Origin of the sequence: Labrenzia sp. OB1, from assembly GCF_001624695.1 — a bacterium.
In the GTDB taxonomy this organism is placed as follows: domain Bacteria; phylum Pseudomonadota; class Alphaproteobacteria; order Rhizobiales; family Stappiaceae; genus Roseibium.
Map to the genome: position 1 here is coordinate 1 of NZ_JSEP01000074.1, position 2,335 is coordinate 2,335.

The 2,335-nt window shown below is 56.2% G+C and carries 2 protein-coding genes and 2 pseudogenes; all 4 read left to right on the forward strand.

Features of this window, described 5'->3' with window-relative positions:
• A pseudogene (locus tag OA90_RS27670) lies at window positions 1–551 on the forward strand (relaxase/mobilization nuclease domain-containing protein); the annotation flags it as partial.
• A 123-nt stretch (window positions 552–674) separates the two neighbouring features.
• Complete coding sequence (locus OA90_RS27675; protein ID WP_068420247.1) at window positions 675–1,025, forward strand: antitoxin Xre/MbcA/ParS toxin-binding domain-containing protein; 351 nt, start codon at window positions 675–677, stop codon at window positions 1,023–1,025.
• Window positions 1,026–1,027: 2 nt separating this feature from the next.
• Window positions 1,028–1,528: an RES family NAD+ phosphorylase gene (locus OA90_RS27680; protein ID WP_068420249.1), complete on the forward strand. Its 501-nt coding sequence runs from the start codon at window positions 1,028–1,030 to the stop codon at window positions 1,526–1,528.
• Window positions 1,529–1,826: 298 nt separating this feature from the next.
• Window positions 1,827–2,335: pseudogene (locus OA90_RS28920) on the forward strand (hypothetical protein); the annotation flags it as partial.

Below are 2,335 nucleotides of genomic sequence, written 5' to 3' on the forward strand. Positions count from 1 at the left end.
AGGCCCGGGACAAGGAGGCCAATTCCTGGGAGCAATCGTTCTCCGGATACCTCAAGGAGCACCGTGACGCCATGCTGCAGATCCACCGACGGTCCAGCTCCTGGGAGGAGCTGCATGAAGGGTTCGCGCTCTATGATGTAGAGCTCCGCAAACGCGGCAACGGCTTCGTCTTTCGGGATAAGAAAACCGGCACGATGGAAAAAGCCAGCAGCGTTGACCGCGAACTCTCCCGGAAAAGGCTGGAAGAGAAATACGGCCCGTTCGAACCGGACAAGCACGGCGGCAAACGAAAACCCAAGGAAAAGTACCGCCGCCGTCCGCTCGATCCACGCCTTGAACATCATCCGGCCTGGAAGCGCATGACGGGCGGCCAGAACGGAAAGCGGTTGTCCTGGCGCCGGTTTCTGGAACAGCAGGCGGGTGTCGATGCGGAGGCGCGCGAAGCGCTGGAACTGCAGAAATCCTATTTGCAAATCATCTCCGGGCAGGATCCGAAGAAGATCAAAACCCGGCAGATCAGACCCCGGAAATCGAAAGGTCTGTCTCGGTGAGCGCAATCGTTTGCCACATCGGCCGCACTATGCACCACCTGGGAATATTGAACCGCTCTTGAATGCCGCTCAGAGTGACGCTATATTACGTCAGTAATAACGGCATAAATGTGGAGCAATGTCATGGATCTCGCAGCCTATTCGGATCATGGACTGTTCGCGCCGAACAAGATTGCCAGGGCCTTTCGTACGACAAGCGAGGAAATCGCGCGGACAGTTGGCCTTGGCAAGGATGCGGTGCAACGCAAGGATCGGGTGTGTTCCGACAAGACACAGCGTCGCCTGCGCGAAATGGTGGAGATCGTCAACAAGGTCGAACCGCGCTTCGGTTCCGCCCTGATGGCCTATGCCTGGTTTCGTTCCGAGCCGCTGCCTGGATTTTCCGGGCAGACAGCCATGCAACTGGTGCGAGATGGACGGTCCGAAGAGGTGCTTGACTTCATTGATGCCGTCGACGCCGGGGTTCACGCCTGATCGTGACGTACACCTATTCCGGAAAACTCTATCGCGCGCTCAATCCGGTCTATGCGCGTGAACCGCTGTCAGGGCGCGGCGCCGGACTCTATGGCGGCCGGTTCAATCCCAAGGGTGTGCCCGCGCTTTATGCATCAACATCGGTACTGACTGCTTTGCGGGAGGCCAATCAGGTTGGTGATCTGCAGCCGTCGACGCTCGTTTGCTATCGCGCCGAAATCGAGATGGTCTTCGATACCAGCGACACGACTGCACTCCGCACGGCGGGTTTTGATGAGCTTGCTCTGGCCGATCCGACCTGGCGCGATCAGATGAGGACGACGGGCGAGGCGCGGACGCAGCGGTTCGCGCGTGAGCTGATTGCAAATGGCTACAACGGGCTGCGTGTGCGAAGTTTCGTCAAGGGATCCGGCCCGGGTGACATGAACCTGGTGCTTTGGAGATGGGGCACGAATGCCCCTTCGCGGCTGGAACTGATCGATGACGAAGATCGGTTGTCCTGAGCGAACTCAAAAACCGAGGATGTGTCTGCACCACGAAAAGCAATGACAATTTTACCGTCTACTTGGTAAGCAGCCGCTCCAAAACCGGTCACTGTGTCGGTTTCGTTCGCAACTACGGGATATGGAGGAGAATATAGAGGGTCCGTTAGTTCTGTTCTTTCGTAGACATCGATCGAAAGTACAGAATAGAGGAGATCACTTGATTGAATAGCCATTTCACTTACCTCTGAAAGCTTAAATAGGGGAAATAGGGAACCTTCGAACCATCCTCGGCTTCGACGGTTGTCGGGAAATATGTTTGCGGGTCCTCAAGCCAGGGAAGACGATTTTCCAGCCCTGTGGTTATTGGTGCACTCGTGAAGGTGATTCTGGCGTTCTGAAATCGAATGTTTGTGCCTTCGACATTGCCGGAGGCGTCAACTGCAACCACTCGAGCACTTTTTTGGTTGGCTTCGTCCTGGAAGCGGACCATGACAGGGAGCAAAGGCAGGGGAACGTCGCATTCACCGGTTTATACCAAGCGACGAATTTGACGACTCTTTTGGATTCCCAAAGTTTCGCGAATATGATTCCTGATGGGGAACATGAGGAGTTTGCCATGTCCGCCCCTATCCGTCTTCGAGATGACTTTGATGCTCCAACCCTTCGTCATCTAGCCCGTGGCTCGGTGAATGCCGATCAAACACGGCGCCTTTTGGCGCTTGCAGTGATCTATGACGGCGGCTTGCGCAGCGATGCGGGTGCGGTCGGCGGCGTGACGGTCCAGGTGATCCGCGACTGGGTCTTGCGTTTCAATGCAAAAGGCCC

Excerpts from the sequence above, each read along its gene's own strand:
- OA90_RS27675 (WP_068420247.1), top strand. The coding sequence starts at position 675 with ATGGATCTCGCAGCCTATTCGGATCATGGACTGTTCGCGCCGAACAAG.